15 protein-coding genes are annotated in these 13868 nt (G+C 39.6%); 5 read left to right on the top strand and 10 right to left on the bottom strand.

Annotation, left to right across the window (positions count from 1 at the left end; translation table 11 throughout):
- Positions 1-36: 36 nt before the first annotated feature.
- Complete coding sequence (gene rpsB / locus ACZ5V8_RS08135; RefSeq protein ID WP_464217393.1) at positions 37-762, bottom strand: 30S ribosomal protein S2; 726 nt, start codon at positions 760-762, stop codon at positions 37-39.
- A gap of 306 nt (positions 763-1068) precedes the next feature.
- Here rpsB and ACZ5V8_RS08140 point away from each other — a divergent pair, with 306 nt between their 5' ends.
- Genes ACZ5V8_RS08140 through ACZ5V8_RS08155 form a run of 4 tightly spaced genes read left to right on the top strand, consistent with a single transcriptional unit; the run spans position 1069 to position 4057 of the window.
- A complete protein-coding gene (locus tag ACZ5V8_RS08140) occupies positions 1069-2079 on the top strand; it encodes a metal ABC transporter solute-binding protein, Zn/Mn family (protein ID WP_440615654.1) in 1011 nt (336 codons plus the stop codon).
- Between the two features lie 4 nt (positions 2080-2083).
- Positions 2084-2794: a metal ABC transporter ATP-binding protein gene (locus ACZ5V8_RS08145; RefSeq protein WP_464217394.1), complete on the top strand. Its 711-nt coding sequence runs from the start codon at positions 2084-2086 to the stop codon at positions 2792-2794.
- Positions 2795-2798: 4 nt separating this feature from the next.
- Positions 2799-3581: a metal ABC transporter permease gene (locus tag ACZ5V8_RS08150; RefSeq protein WP_464218727.1), complete on the top strand. Its 783-nt coding sequence runs from the start codon at positions 2799-2801 to the stop codon at positions 3579-3581.
- Positions 3578-4057, top strand: coding sequence for a Fur family transcriptional regulator (locus ACZ5V8_RS08155; RefSeq protein ID WP_440615652.1), 480 nt, complete (start codon positions 3578-3580; stop codon positions 4055-4057). The genes ACZ5V8_RS08150 and ACZ5V8_RS08155 overlap by 4 nt, the downstream gene beginning before the upstream one ends.
- Here the strand turns inward: ACZ5V8_RS08155 and ald are convergent.
- From ald to lptB, 5 genes are all read right to left on the bottom strand, one after another.
- Positions 4025-5164, bottom strand: a complete 1140-nt coding sequence (gene ald / locus ACZ5V8_RS08160) for an alanine dehydrogenase (RefSeq protein WP_440615651.1) — start codon at positions 5162-5164, stop codon at positions 4025-4027. The two genes, ACZ5V8_RS08155 and ald, sit on opposite strands and share 33 nt — an antisense overlap.
- Positions 5165-5327: 163 nt before the next feature.
- Positions 5328-7016, bottom strand: a complete 1689-nt coding sequence (locus ACZ5V8_RS08165) for a peptidoglycan D,D-transpeptidase FtsI family protein (RefSeq protein WP_464217395.1) — start codon at positions 7014-7016, stop codon at positions 5328-5330.
- Positions 7009-7335 carry a cell division protein FtsL gene (ftsL, locus tag ACZ5V8_RS08170; RefSeq protein WP_464217396.1) on the bottom strand — a complete coding sequence of 109 codons (327 nt, stop codon included), beginning with the start codon at positions 7333-7335 and terminating at the stop codon, positions 7009-7011. The genes ACZ5V8_RS08165 and ftsL overlap by 8 nt, the downstream gene beginning before the upstream one ends.
- A 1-nt stretch (position 7336) precedes the next feature.
- Positions 7337-8263, bottom strand: coding sequence for a 16S rRNA (cytosine(1402)-N(4))-methyltransferase RsmH (gene rsmH / locus ACZ5V8_RS08175; RefSeq protein WP_464217397.1), 927 nt, complete (start codon positions 8261-8263; stop codon positions 7337-7339).
- 42 nt (positions 8264-8305) lie between these two features.
- Positions 8306-9043 carry an LPS export ABC transporter ATP-binding protein gene (gene lptB, locus ACZ5V8_RS08180; protein ID WP_464217398.1) on the bottom strand — a complete coding sequence of 246 codons (738 nt, stop codon included), beginning with the start codon at positions 9041-9043 and terminating at the stop codon, positions 8306-8308.
- 353 nt (positions 9044-9396) lie between these two features.
- Between lptB and ACZ5V8_RS08185 the strand changes: the two genes are divergently transcribed.
- The gene (locus ACZ5V8_RS08185) at positions 9397-9618 is read left to right on the top strand and encodes a helix-turn-helix transcriptional regulator (RefSeq protein ID WP_464217399.1); all 222 of its coding nucleotides are present in this window, start codon (positions 9397-9399) and stop codon (positions 9616-9618) included.
- Between the two features lie 85 nt (positions 9619-9703).
- On the opposite strand, the gene hemL is transcribed toward ACZ5V8_RS08185, so the two are convergent.
- The 4 genes from hemL to ACZ5V8_RS08205 all read right to left on the bottom strand — a co-directional run bounded on the left by hemL (position 9704) and on the right by ACZ5V8_RS08205 (position 13549).
- Positions 9704-10990, bottom strand: a complete 1287-nt coding sequence (gene hemL / locus ACZ5V8_RS08190) for a glutamate-1-semialdehyde 2,1-aminomutase (RefSeq protein WP_464218728.1) — start codon at positions 10988-10990, stop codon at positions 9704-9706.
- Positions 10991-11027: 37 nt separating this feature from the next.
- On the bottom strand, positions 11028-11984 hold the full coding sequence (gene gshB, locus ACZ5V8_RS08195; RefSeq protein WP_464217400.1) for a glutathione synthase: 957 nt from the start codon (positions 11982-11984) through the stop codon (positions 11028-11030).
- A gap of 570 nt (positions 11985-12554) precedes the next feature.
- Entirely contained in the window at positions 12555-13262 is a 708-nt protein-coding gene (locus ACZ5V8_RS08200; protein WP_464217401.1) for an SDR family oxidoreductase, read from the bottom strand.
- Between the two features lie 98 nt (positions 13263-13360).
- Positions 13361-13549, bottom strand: a complete 189-nt coding sequence (locus ACZ5V8_RS08205; protein ID WP_464217402.1) for a hypothetical protein — start codon at positions 13547-13549, stop codon at positions 13361-13363.
- Positions 13550-13868 lie beyond the last annotated feature (319 nt).

Genomic DNA, 13868 nt, shown 5'->3' on the forward strand with positions numbered 1-13868 from the left:
GTTAATACTTTTAACTATAAATGATAAACTTGATAATTAAGCTTCTTCTTCAGAAACATCTGCTGTTTTTTCTTCTGCAATATGTGATGCTTGTTTTGCATCAATAATCGCATCAGCAAATTTGCTTAAGTAAAAACGAATTGCTTTAACCGCATCATCATTACCCGGGATAACATAATTAACATCATCAGGACTTGAATTACTATCAACAACAGCAACAACAGGAATACCTAAGCGCTTAGCTTCTTCAATCGCAATATGCTCTTCTTTACTATCGATAATCACTAAAACATCTGGCAAACCACCCATATCTTTGATGCCACCTAGTGCTTTTTCTAGCTTCTCGATTTCACGTGAATTTTGTAATGCTTCTTTCTTTGTCATACGCTCAAACGTACCGTCTTCTTGCATTTTTTCAAGATCACGTAAACGCTTAATGGATTGACGAATTGTTTTATAGTTCGTCAACATACCACCTAACCAACGGTGATTAACATATGGCATACCACAACGTGATGCTTCTTCAGAAATTACTTCTTGTGCTTGACGCTTAGTACCAACGAATAAAATCTTGCCGTTTTTAGAAGCTGCTTTACCAACGAAATTAACAGCATCCTGAAATAAAGGCACTGTCTTTTCTAGGTTAATAATATGAATACCGTGATTAATACCAAAAATGAACTCGCTCATTTTTGGATTCCAGAATCTCTTTTGGTGACCGTAATGAACACCAGCTTGTAACATTTCTTTCATTAAAGACATATTTTTCTCCAATTATGGGTTATTCCGCCATTACTCCCACTTTTAAACCCTTTCAAAAGGCACCCTAAAAGCGTGTCGAGCAACGTGTGGTTTCTTGTTGTTTTACATAAACATTAAGCCAAGCCTGACAGCAAACGTGATTGCAAACAGATATTACTGACAAAATGCGAGGCGGATTCTAGCATAAATGAACAATATCTGCTAGATAAAACCTTTAAGCATTGCGAAAAATAAAAAATGATATATTATAACGTTTCGCAGGATAACGTTAACACTGAAAGATTTATCATCTTAAGGAACTATTTTATGTCTACCTTCTATAGAAATAGCAAACGAATCATATTAACCGCTACAGGCTTTCTCGCACTCATCAGCAGTTCATATGCTGATATCAAAGTCGTGGCTGCTGAAAACTTTTATGCTAATGTCGCAAGCTTAATTGGTGGTGATTATGTAAAGACCAATAGCATCATCAATAACCCTGATGCTGATCCGCATTTATTTACTACCTCAGCCAATACTGCCGTGGCTATCAATGATGCGCAAGTTATTATTTATAACGGTGCGGATTATGATCCATGGATGAAGCAGTTATTAAACGCGCAATCCAGTAACAATAAAGTCGCTATCATTGATGTGGCAACTTTAATGAATGCTAAAAGTGGTGACAATCCACATCTGTGGTACAACCCAGATACTTTCCCGAGACTGGCTAAAAAGCTGACCGAAATATTTAGCCAAATTGAACCTGAACATAAAAAGACTTTTGATTTAAACTATCAAACTTTTGATAAACGTTATCAAACCGTTTACAGTCAAATCAATGATATCAAAGCACGCTTTGCCGGCACCAAGGTAACTGCCACAGAGCCGGTCTTTGGCTACATGGCTGATGCATTAGGGCTTACAGTGCTCGGGCAAAAATTCCAATGGACGGTAATGAATGATGCTGAAGCTTCACCAAAGATGCTCGCTGACTATCAAAGCTTATTCACAAAGCGCACCGTCAAAGTACTTTTTTATAACCAGCAAGTACATGACAATGTCACTGAAAACATGCTAAAGCTTGCCAAAGACAATAACATCCCTTATGTTGGCGTCAGCGAAACCATGCCGCAAAATGATAATGTAATCACTTGGCTTAAAGCCAATCTTAGTGACACGCAAAAAGCATTGGAACAAGCAGCCGCCACTAAACATAACAGCAGCAAAACATCTGCTGTGAAAGCAGTGCCTCATCAAACAAGTAGCGATACAACAAAGGCAAGCGCCAAAGGGGCAGACAAAGAAGACAACCCTTTGACAAACCTTCATTAATAATATGCATGATACAACCACCATCCAATGCAACGATCTTGTCATTGGTCACTCAGCTCAAGCTCCTTTATGCAAACCTTTCGATCTAACGATTTATCAAAATCAATGGTTAGGTATCGTTGGTGAAAATGGCACCGGCAAGTCCACTTTTCTTAAAACTATTCTAGGCTTTGAACCACCCATTTCCGGCAATCTAACCCTTTTTTCTCAGGCAATAGGCAAAAATAATCAATTGATCAGTTATATCCCGCAAGAACGCGAGCTTAACCTTAACCCAAATATCTCAGCTTTAACGTTGATCAAGTCTAGTTTTAATGCTAACAAAATTGGATTACCTGCTTTTGGCAAAGGTGTTGAGCAAAAAGCACATGATATTTTAGAGCTTGTTGGTGCTTTAAATTATGCGAAGAAGCCCTTTGAAACCCTTTCAGGTGGGCAGAAAAAACGCATTTATCTTGCACAAGCGTTAATTAACAATCCTAAATTATTGTTACTTGATGAGCCTTTATCGGATCTTGACCCTCAAGCCAAACAAGACTTTATCCAAGCACTTAAAATCATTCATGCCAAGCAAAATATAACACTTTTGATCATCTCACATGATATGCATGAAATTGCGCATGAGCTTGATAACTTTATTCACTTCAAAAACCAATATGTGCATCTTTGCCAAAAATTGCCATGTTTAAAGGAGGATCGCAGTGTTATCTTATAGTTTTATGCAAAACGCTTTTATCGCTGGCACCTTAATTGCCATCATCTGCGGAATCGTGAGCTTTTTTGTTGTGCTACGCAAAGCCGCCTTTGCCGCACATGGTTTGGGACACATCAGTCTCACAGGGGCCGCAGGTGCCGTATTAATCGGTATCTCAGCAATGAACGGGCAACTCATTTCTAACATTATTGCCGCAAGCATCATGGGTGCTATGGGTGATAAAATCAAAAAAAATGACCTAGCAGTTGGTATTGTATTAACCTTTTTCTTGGGGCTTGGCGCTTACTTTCTATATCTTTACCAAACCGGTTACTCAGGCTCGATTATGTCGATCTTATTTGGCAATATCTTAACGGTATCAATGGAGCAAATCATCACGCTTATCATTATGGCGCTTATTATTATTGCCATATTACTATTTATCTCAAGAGCCCTTTTCTTCACCTCAATTGATCCACTACTTGCACGTGCGAAGAACATTCCCAACAAGCTTCTATCTGTGATCTTTTTTATCATCTTAGCATTGACCGTAACCATGGCATGCCAAATTGTTGGTGTACTATTGGTATTTGCATTACTCATCGGGCCTGCTGCTTGCGCATTTCAATGGAGTGATGGTTTTTATCAGGGCATGCTACTTAGCATTATAATATCTCTGGGCAGTGTTTGGGGTGCGCTTTGTCTTGCGTTTTATGCCAACTTACCCGCAAGTTTCTGTATTACCATGATTATTTGCGCAGTTTATGCCATTGGTCTTATCAAACAGTTAATAATGGGACAATCATGAGCTCAACCAAAAATTCTTTAGCTAAAATCGAAGACTTTTGTCTAAAACACAACATTAAGCTTACACGCTTGCGCAAAGAAGTGCTTACTATTTTTATTGATCAGTCATCACCGATTAGTGCCTATGAGCTGCTTGATCTAATAAACAAAGCACAGACAGTTGAGAAAACGACGACAGAAAATAAAGCAACTAAACGCTATAATATTATGTCGATTTATCGCGTCTTGGACTTCCTACAACAATCTGCACTCATTCATAAGTTGCACACCAGTAATCGCTACAGTTTATGCTGCCATCCTGAGCAAAAAATGTGTCAGCTTTTTATTTGCACTGTGTGCGGTCAAAAAACCGAGCTACATCATGAAGCGTTTGATCAAACATTGGAAGAGTTGGCGCAAAAAAACAGCTTTCAAATCACTGCTCACACCATTGAAATAACAGGGCTATGCCGTAGTTGTTTGAGCGCCCATAGCTAAGGCTTCTTTTGGCGCAACATAAGCAATGTTAAGCGCATCAGCAACCGGCAGTGAGGTTAACATGCCATTATGAACACTTAAGCCATGTTCAAGGTGGATATTATCATGAATCGCTTTTTGATAACCTTTATTTGCCAATTCCAAAGCAAAGGTTAAGGTAGCATTATTTAATGCCACAGTCGAGGTTCTGGCAACGGCACCTGGCATATTAGCCACACAATAATGCACAACATTGTCAACCACATAAGTAGGGTCTTGGTGTGTAGTTGGTTTTGAAGTCTCAAAACAGCCGCCTTGATCTATGGCAACATCAACAACAACAGAGCCTTTTTTCATCGACTTAATCATCTCTTTAGTCACAAGCTTAGGTGCTGCAGCACCTGGCACGAGCACCGCACCGATCACCAAATCAGCTTCTTGTACATATTTTTGCAAATTATCTTTGGTTGCATAAATACAATTTAATTTAGGTCCAAAATAATCATCTAATTCACGCAAACGATCTAAAGACTTATCAAGCACAGTCACATGTGCTTCCATGCCAATCGCCATACGAATCGCATTTAAACCAACCACACCGCCACCAATAACAACGACTTTTGCTGACTTGACACCTGGCACACCACCTAGCAACACACCACTGCCACCTTGGGCTTTCTCAAGACAGTGCGCTCCGGCTTGCACCGATAGACGGCCTGCTACTTCACTCATAGGTGTTAACAATGGCAAACGCCCATTTCTATCGGTTACCATCTCATAAGCAATTGCTGTACATTTAGACTCTAAAAGTAGCTGTGTTTGCAATGGATCAGGCGCTAGATGCAAATAAGTAAATAACAATTGGCCTTGACGCAACATCTTGCACTCATTAGGTTGTGGCTCTTTGACTTTAATAATCATATCCGCTGTAGAAAAAATCTCTGCTGGTGTTTGCATAATTTTAGCACCTGCTTGTATATAATCTTCATTGGTAAAACCAATCGCATCCCCTGCGTTATGTTCAACAAGCACTGTATGACCATGATAAACAAACTCGGCTACATTACCTGGTGTTAGACCAACACGGTATTCATGATTTTTAATCTCTTTAGGGATTCCCACGATCATTGACTATTTCCTCCGCAATTACTTTTTTAGTTTATCTCACTCTTAGTTTTTCTAGCTGCATCTTGCCGCATACAAAAATAATTCACGCGAAATATAACAAGCAAAACAACAAAAACCAAACATTAATTAGCAGTCTTGAATGAATTTTACAAAGGGCTCAGTATCAGCTTTTTTTAAGCTTATCAGTAGGAACGCCCATCACTCTTAACACATGCTCAGTAATTTGCGCAAAAATCGGCGCTGCTGCCGATCCCCCACCATACGCTTCCCCTTTCGGATCATCAATCACCACCACAGTAACAATTTCTGGATTCGATGAGGGCGCAATACCGACAAAGGTTGCCATATAACTATCGGATGCGTAGCCACCTGCAATTGCTTTACGTACTGTTCCAGTTTTACCGGCAACATGATAGCGTGGCACACGCGCTTTAGAGGCCGTTCCTCCCAGTCCTTCAACCACGGAAGTTAACATATCAACCACTTTTTCCGCAATGTCACTATTAATAATCTGATAAGCTTTAATGTCTTCTTTTTTATTGCGCTTTAATAAAGTTGGTGGGATTAATTTTCCACCATTAGCAACGGCACTATAAGCTGTCGCAATCTGTAAGGCTGTTGCATTCATACCATAGCCAAATGACAAAGTTGCCAAGGGAAAGTCTCCCCACTTACGTGGACTGGGCACATAGCCTGAGCGCTCTCCAGGAAACCCTATTTCAGTGACTCGTCCAAAGCCAAATTTGCGCAATGTATCACCCAAGGCATTGGCATCAATCGATAAGATAATACGCGAAATACCGACGTTTGATGATTTCATTAAAATATGCCGCAAATCCATCTCACCGTAATTACGAAAATCTCTGACCGTACGCCCATTGAGTTTGTAATACCCTGGCGATGTGTCAACAATTGTGTCAACATCATATTGCCCTGATTCCATCCCTGCAATAGCCGCAAACGGTTTCATCACAGAACCAGGTTCATAGACATCTGTCAACACACGATTGCGACGCTTCTCAGGTGTCGCATCGTGCATATTATTAGGGTTGTACGAGGGGTAATTAACCATTGCTAGGACTTCACCTGTTTTAACATCCATTACTACAGCAGATCCAGCTTCCGCATGATTGTTAATTACACCCTCTTTAATATACTTATAAGCAATATATTGCAGCTTGCGATCAATACTTAAACTAATATCATGGCCATGTTTGACTTCTTTATCATCATCATTTTTACGTGCCACACCACCTTTTAAATCCTTATGAATTGAACGAGTGCCATCCTTACCTGTGAGATATTTATTGTATTCCAGCTCAATGCCTTCTTGCCCTTGATCATCGATATTGGTAAAACCTACAACATGCGCCATGACTTCAGCGTCAGGATAAAAACGTTTAAACTCACGTTCAATGTTTACCCCCTTAACATCTAGGCTTTTGATTTGTTGTGCGATAAATGGTGATGCCTGACGTTTGAGATAAACAAAACCATGGCGCCCTTCGCGCGCTTTGATACGCGAAATAATTGCTTGTTGTTGTGTTTTATCCAATTCGAGCATATTAAGAATTTTACGCAAACGCGGATCATCACTTGCAATGTAATACGGATTGACCCAGATCGAATCCACAGGTGTACTAATCGCTAGTGGTTTACCATTGCGATCACTGATCATACCGCGATAGGCCGTTGTCGTTAAGCTACGCTCCGAGCGATTATCCCCTTCTTTTTTAAGCTTGCTATATTCTACTGTTTGCATATGAGCAAGCTTATAAATCAATAAACCTAGCACACAAGCAATGACTAATATAATAAAATAATATCGCCAACTTAGTTTGATCTTACGCATTACTTTGAATCACTTTTGTTTCTTTCACACTTGGCAGACGCATATCATTTTTCTTAGCGATCTCCTCAACATGTGAGGGCGACGCCAAGGTACTATGCTCAATCAAAATCTGTGTCCATTGATCACGCAAATCTTCTTGCTGATAGATTAGTTTCTGCTCTTTATCCAATGCCACTTTATAATGATATTTCACGATTACCACCATAAATGCCGAGATAATAAGGGAAACACATAACAAAAAAGCAATAAGCACGCGTGCATTAAAGGTACTTTTGACAAAAGATGTAAATAGTTTCTTGCGTACTTCAGAGCGTGTCATATCATAGCCTCTCAACAGCACGCAATATCGCACTACGTGAGCGCACGTTTTCTTCCAGCTCCTTGGTAGATGCTTTACCTTGCTTGACACACCATTTTGCTTTAGGTACAAACTCTTCCAAGACTGGCATACCACGTGGCAATTTGTTATCCTCACCTTTGATCAGTTTGGTCATAAACTGCTTAACGATTCTATCTTCTAATGAATGGAAGCTAATGACTGCCAAATGCCCAGACGGTTTAAGTGTTTCAAAAGCAGAGTTGAGTGTCGTAGTCACTTCATCAAGTTCGGCATTAACACAGATTCTAAGCGCTTGAAAACAGCGCGTGGCGGGATGTTTTTTTTCCTTTTTGCCAATCGTTTTTTCAATCAATGATGCAAGCTTTAAAGTGCGATCAAGAACCTCTCCTTTCTCAAGTGAAGATTTTATTGCTTGAGCAATGCGCCAAGCATGCTTTTCCTCGCCATACTCACGAAAAATACGCGCTAATTCTTCAGCATCATAACTTATCAGAACATCTTCTGCAGAAAGTCCTTTAGTTTGATCCATACGCATATCTAGCGGACCATCTTTCATAAAGCTAAAGCCACGATCAGCCACATCCAGCTGCGGTGATGACACGCCTAAGTCTAATAACACACCGTCAACTTTGCCTGCAAATCCAAACCGAGCTAACGCATTAGCCATTGTTGAAAATGGGGCATGCACAAGGATCAGTTTGCCACTCTCAATATCATTTTCAAAATGCACTTTGGCATACTCTATTGCCTCAAGATCACGATCAAATGCAATTAATTTACCGGTTGTCAAACCTGCTAAAATTTGACGTGAATGTCCACCGCGACCAAATGTGCCATCAACATAAATACCATCCGGCTTAAGTGCGAGTGCGGCAATCGATTCATTAAGTAATACGGAATAGTGCATTGATTTGTTTCCATTTACATAAACTTATATGACTTATATGAGTTACATTCTAAATTGCTCGCCAAGATAAACTTTGCGCACCTGCTCGTTACTTAAAATCTCACGCGGTTTGCCTGAAGCAATCATCTTACCGGCATTCACAATATAAGCTCGCTCACAGATATCCAGTGTTTCACGTACATTGTGATCGGTAATTAATACACCAATGCCTCGGTTTCTTAGGTGCGTTATAATCTTCTTAATATCAATCACTGAAATCGGATCAACACCGGCAAAAGGCTCATCCAACAAGATAAAGCGTGGTGACATTGCCAAAGCACGCGCAATCTCAACGCGACGACGCTCACCGCCGGACAGACTCATCCCCAGACTATTGCGAATATGCTGAATACTAAACTCATCTAATAGCGATTCAAGTTCATCTTGGCGCTGTTCTTTGGAAAGCTCAGGTCTTGTCTCCAAGATCGCCATGATATTTTTCTCCACACTCAACTTCCTAAAGACTGAAGCTTCTTGCGGCAAATAACCTATACCTTGACGTGCACGCCAGTGAATCGGCAGCTTCGTTATATCCTGGCCATCCAACAAAACCGTACCGCGATTTGGTCGCACCAATCCTACAATCATATAGAATGACGTTGTTTTACCCGCGCCATTTGGTCCCAAAAGTCCAACAATTTCACCGGTATTGACTTCCATAGAAACATCAGCAACAACCCAACGCGAGCGATATGCTTTACCAAGATGTGTCGCCACCAATTTATGTTTTTGTTCTGTCATATTAATTTCTTAACTAAAGCTTATGATGTTATGTGGCAGACTAAAAGTAGAAGTTACTTTATTAAGCTCACAATCTGCTAGACATCCTAATCATATAAACCTGTATATTCAAGTGTTTTTGCCAATGTCAAAGTGGTTTGTTTCATTTAAATCGAACGTACGCTTATCATATTGCTAATTATTAGTTTTTATGGCTATGACCATATTCCAGCCCACTTTGATTCTGTAAACGTGAGTTTTGACATGATCACAATCATCCCATCCACAAAATATTCCCGTCAGGGAAAATATTGACAATACATATTAAACTTGCCTAAAATTATGCCTGATCGGGAATAAAAGGCATTTGGTAAATGAGAGTTAATATAACAAATACTCAGGATATTGGCGATATCATTCGCAAAGCACGGAAAACACAAAATTTTACTCAATCGGATCTTTCAGGTGTTAGTGGAGTTGGCATACGATTTATTAGCGATATCGAAAATGGTAAAGCAACTGCAGAAATTGGAAAGGTTATCCATCTGCTTGGATCCCTTGGCATTGCACTAGATCTTTACTGTGAGTGGATGTGATGATGGCTGTTGAAACCTTAACTGTTTATTTCAATAATAATTACATTGGGATAATCTCTTTAAGTGACGGGAAATTAAGCTTCAACTATTTGCCGTCATACGCTGCAAACAATGATATGGTTTTCTCAATATCTTGATCACTATGTGCAATCGACATGAAGCCTGCTTCAAATGCAGATGGTGCGAAATAGATACCACGCTCAAGCATAAAATGGAAAAAGCGATTAAAGCGCGCTAAATCGCAAGCTTTAACATCATCAAAGCTTAGAATATTTTGTGCGTCAGTGAAAAACACCCCAAACATACTACCCAAAGCTTTTGCCAAAAAGGGGAAATTTTGTGATTGAGCAACTTGATTTAGCCCATCAACAAGCTTTTGTGTTTTAGTGGTTAATGCCTCATGGAAACCATCTTGCGAGATCTTATCTAAGGTCACTAACCCCGCGATCATTGCCACTGGATTACCTGATAACGTACCTGCCTGATAAACGCCCCCTACAGGTGCAATAAGCTCCATAATCTCTTTCTTGCCACCAAAGGCACCCACAGGCATACCCCCGCCAATCACTTTACCAAAAGTCGTTAAATCAGGGGTGATTTGATATAAGCCTTGTGCTCCAGTTAAGCCAACACGAAACCCTGTCATTACCTCATCAAAGATCAGTAAAGCACCATGCTCATCACATAATTGACGTAAACCTTGTAAGAATTCCTTATTTGGTTCAATCAAGTTCATATTGCCTGCAATCGGCTCTAAAATAATACACGCGATTTGCTCGGGATAGGTTTTAAATAAATTAGCAACACTCTCAAGATCATTAAAGGATGCCGTTAGTGTGTCTTTAACTGTATCTTTTGGTACACCTGGTGAATTTGGCACGCCAAGCGTTAATGCCCCAGACCCTGCTGCCACTAAAAACTGATCGGCATGACCATGATAGCATCCTGCAAATTTAATCACCTTGTCGCGCTTGGTATACCCTCGTGCTAAGCGCACGGCACTCATCGTCGCTTCAGTACCAGAGCTGACAAAACGCACCATATCAATGCTATCAATCAAATCACAAATCTTCTTCGCCAGTTTCACCTCAAGCTCACATGGCGCCCCATAACTTAAGCCAAGGGTTGCTTGCTCCTGTACCGCTTTAATCACATCATCATCGGCATGTCCTAAAATCATCGGCCCCCATGAGCCAACATAATCAACATATTGATTACCATCAACATCATAGACATAAGCGCCTTTTGCCTTGGCAATGAATTTAGGTGTGCCGCCGACACCTTTAAATGCGCGCACTGGAGAGTTGACACCACCTGGAATATATTGCTTTGCTTGATTAAATAAGCTTTCTGATTTTGTCATTTTATGTATTCCTATTTATTATTTTATGCTTATTTGTTGGCGTTATTTATTTTCGATTCATTACCCGATCTTCAACAACGTCCATTAATATATCTGTGGCATTTATCCCACTTTCACTATAAATCTGCTGTGTCATGGTTGGGCTGGTTATGTTAATCTCAGTCAAGCAGTTACCAATAACATCAATGCCGGCAAATAACACGCCACTTTGTTTAAGATCCCTGCCAACAATACTGCCAATCTCATATTCTTCAGCGGTGAGCTTCCTGACCAAAGTTGATGCACCTCGCGCGAGATTACCACGACTATCATCACCACTTGGAATACGTGCCACCAAATACTCCAGTGGCTCACCATCAACAATTAAAATACGCTTATCGCCATCTTTAATCTCTGGCTGATATTGCTGCACCATAATAAATTGTGATTCATATTTGGTAATGGTTTCAAGAATGACATTTTTATTCGGATCATTGGGTTGGATACGAAAAATTGACTCGCCGCCCATGCCATCAAGCGGTTTAACCACTACATCCTGATGTTCATCAATAAAACGCTTAATATGTTTAAATGAACGACTCACCATCGTTTTTGGCGCTAAATCAGGATAACGTGTAATTGAAAACTTCTCATTGGCATCTCTTAAGGTTTGTGGCTTATTGATAATGAGCGCACCCTGTTTTTCAGCCATCTCCAAAATATACGTGACGTAGACAAATTCCATATTAAAGGGTGGGTCTTTACGCATAAAAATCGCATCAAAATCACCCAGCTTCACTTTATCCATGGGGTTGAGATGATACCATTTGTTATGTTCTTTACTCGCGGTGAGAGTCAGCTCATAACCCTCGCCATAAGCAACACCATCCTCGACAAATATATCTTCTAATTCAAATACATACTGTTGCCAATCTTTTTTAGCAACAGATAACATCATCATATAAGCGGTGTCTTTTTTAATGTTAAAGGTATGTAATGGATCAATAATAAAGGCGACTTTCATATAGTTCCTTAAGTTAACACGATAAACTTATGCTTATTCTAACACCATTAAATCTTGATTATAGAATTGATTGTGCACTTTTATTGATTTTGGTTCTGTAGCGCTTGTAAATTCAAACTGGGACTAATGGCACTACCTTTAGGAGGATCACTAACCATCCATGGCAGCTTCGCATTGGATCCTCACGCCATCCTGGCTCAGGATGACAAGTCAGAGGGTGTCATTGCGAGCATGGATGCGTGGTAATCCATTTTTATCAGGGATGGTTGATTTAACTTCGTTGCAAAGCCTATATTTACGAGCTAATGCTTAAGGTAGTGCCATTAATAACTGGGACTATTTCCAAACTTTAACGTATTAGAAACGCCGAAAATGTAAAGCAAGAAACTTGTAGATAATGGTTTGTAATGAGGATAAAGTTATGCATATAAAGATTCTAGCAACTGCACGCAATAAGAACGGGAAGGGAGGGATGTAGGGAAGGGTTCTTATTGCGTACAGAGAACAGATTATGACGCGCTCTTTTCATTGAATGCTACTCAAATAAAGCACGTTGCAATTGTTAAAAAACTACCATGAGCATATACGCCCATCTAAGTCATAAAAGTTACCAGAATTCTCATAAGTTAAAGAGCTAATAAAGCTGATCATGCGCTCAACACTGTCGCTAACTTCAATGGTTGCATTGTCTCCGCCCATATCTGTTTTTACCCACCCTGGGCGCAAACTCACTGTAACAATATCTTTATAATCTGCTGCAAACGTTCGCGTCAACATGTTAAGGGCTGCTTTTGACATTCGATAGGAATAACCAAAACCTGTTTTTGTTTCAGAAATCGAGCCTGCCTGACTCGACATATTGATAACTTTTGCCTCTTCTGCTAATAGAAGATTCGGTAAAAAACTTTGAATACAACGATAAGCGCCAACCGTATTAACACTTAATGCTTCGATCAAATTTTCTACTGGAATATCCTCAATGCCATACTTGGCGTGCTGCTCAGGATAGACGCCAGCATTGTTAATCAATATGTCGATCGGCACTCCCCCGAGTTTTTTCTTGAGCTCTTTGAAGTCTTGCCAGCGTGACACATCGATAGTTGCCAATAAAATATTATCTTTATTAGCATGATATGCCTCAAGCAATCCTTCAGATTCTCCACGCCCTCGATAAGCGGCAATCACATTACAACCCGCCTGAGCATATTGCTTTGTAAACTCCAAACCAATACCTCGATTTGCACCAGTAACTAATATTGTTTTTTTTCTTTGCTTCATCTTGTTATCATTTAATCTAAAGACAATAAAGCTATTATTCTATGCATGGTAACAACTTGCCACGTGGAATATACTCAAATATTATTTCAATCACTTCCTTACACTTCCTTAGAGGGACTAAGCTTTTTGTATTTTTGTGAGTCTTCCGCTTCAAGCTCTCGTATTGGCTCTACGATTTGATAATGACGACAATCATAAGGAGCTAATTGGTAATAAGTATATTTTCGATTCCAACGTACATAATCCCAAAAAGTTTTTTTTATTAAATACCATGCTTTAGAAATCATTGTTTTTCTCCTTTTAAGATAGATATTAATCATCCTACATTTAACTAAACCTCTTTAAACCCAAAACCAAATTTATATTATTGATCAAGTGCAAACATTCAAATAATTTTGTACAAATCACTCTTGTTAGCACCACCATGTTTGCCCTTAACTTTATTAGTCCACAACAGATTGCAAGATCAACATTTCTTAAGCGCATAGTTATAATGGCACTTTAGACTTTATTGTTTTGCGTGGAAAATACGTATTATTTTCACACAATCGATCAGGCGATTGATATCATTTAAAGCTTAAGCTACTATTCAACTCAGAACGTAGC

This window comes from Cysteiniphilum sp. GTC20157 (assembly GCF_055396795.1).

What these genes read in the sequence shown, in the direction of transcription:
- ACZ5V8_RS08165 (WP_464217395.1), bottom strand. Translation starts at nt 7,016, where the DNA reads ATGCGTAAGATCAAACTAAGTTGGCGATATTATTTTATTATATTAGTC.
- ACZ5V8_RS08205 (WP_464217402.1), bottom strand. Translation starts at nt 13,549, where the DNA reads ATGATTTCTAAAGCATGGTATTTAATAAAAAAAACTTTTTGGGATTAT.
- ACZ5V8_RS08145 (WP_464217394.1), top strand. Translation starts at nt 2,084, where the DNA reads ATGCATGATACAACCACCATCCAATGCAACGATCTTGTCATTGGTCAC.
- rsmH (WP_464217397.1), bottom strand. Translation starts at nt 8,263, where the DNA reads ATGCACTATTCCGTATTACTTAATGAATCGATTGCCGCACTCGCACTT.
- ACZ5V8_RS08150 (WP_464218727.1), top strand. Translation starts at nt 2,799, where the DNA reads ATGCAAAACGCTTTTATCGCTGGCACCTTAATTGCCATCATCTGCGGA.
- ACZ5V8_RS08185 (WP_464217399.1), top strand. Translation starts at nt 9,397, where the DNA reads ATGAGAGTTAATATAACAAATACTCAGGATATTGGCGATATCATTCGC.
- lptB (WP_464217398.1), bottom strand. Translation starts at nt 9,043, where the DNA reads ATGACAGAACAAAAACATAAATTGGTGGCGACACATCTTGGTAAAGCA.
- ftsL (WP_464217396.1), bottom strand. Translation starts at nt 7,335, where the DNA reads ATGACACGCTCTGAAGTACGCAAGAAACTATTTACATCTTTTGTCAAA.
- ACZ5V8_RS08200 (WP_464217401.1), bottom strand. Translation starts at nt 13,262, where the DNA reads ATGAAGCAAAGAAAAAAAACAATATTAGTTACTGGTGCAAATCGAGGT.
- ald (WP_440615651.1), bottom strand. Translation starts at nt 5,164, where the DNA reads ATGATCGTGGGAATCCCTAAAGAGATTAAAAATCATGAATACCGTGTT.
- rpsB (WP_464217393.1), bottom strand. Translation starts at nt 762, where the DNA reads ATGTCTTTAATGAAAGAAATGTTACAAGCTGGTGTTCATTACGGTCAC.
- gshB (WP_464217400.1), bottom strand. Translation starts at nt 11,984, where the DNA reads ATGAAAGTCGCCTTTATTATTGATCCATTACATACCTTTAACATTAAA.
- ACZ5V8_RS08140 (WP_440615654.1), top strand. Translation starts at nt 1,069, where the DNA reads ATGTCTACCTTCTATAGAAATAGCAAACGAATCATATTAACCGCTACA.
- ACZ5V8_RS08155 (WP_440615652.1), top strand. Translation starts at nt 3,578, where the DNA reads ATGAGCTCAACCAAAAATTCTTTAGCTAAAATCGAAGACTTTTGTCTA.